Annotated in this window: 1 protein-coding gene; it reads left to right on the forward strand. The window is 40.6% G+C overall.

Annotated features, from left to right (window positions below; all coding sequences use genetic code 11):
* Nucleotides 1–254 (forward strand): transposase (locus RM553_RS19640; protein WP_311536657.1); only part of this gene is annotated, 254 nt, incomplete at both ends.

Here is a 254-nt window from a genome sequence, read left to right on the forward strand (position 1 = left end):
CTATCCAATGGTGACTCTCATAAACAATTACTCGCCCGAAGCAGATACCTACTCTACAAAGCAGCCTCTAAATGGACCGATAAACAATCACAACGCGCAAAGATCCTCTTCAAAGAATACCCGGATATCTTTAAAGCCTATTCTCTGGTCAATAATCTTAGGACCATATTCAATGAAAATACTGATAAAGGCATAGCCTTAACTAAACTGGCACACTGGTACAGAGAAGTTGAAGAAGCCGGGTTCAAAGCTTT

It is taken from the genome of Autumnicola tepida, from assembly GCF_031846485.1.
GTDB classification, from domain to species: Bacteria; Bacteroidota; Bacteroidia; order Flavobacteriales; family Flavobacteriaceae; genus Autumnicola; species Autumnicola tepida.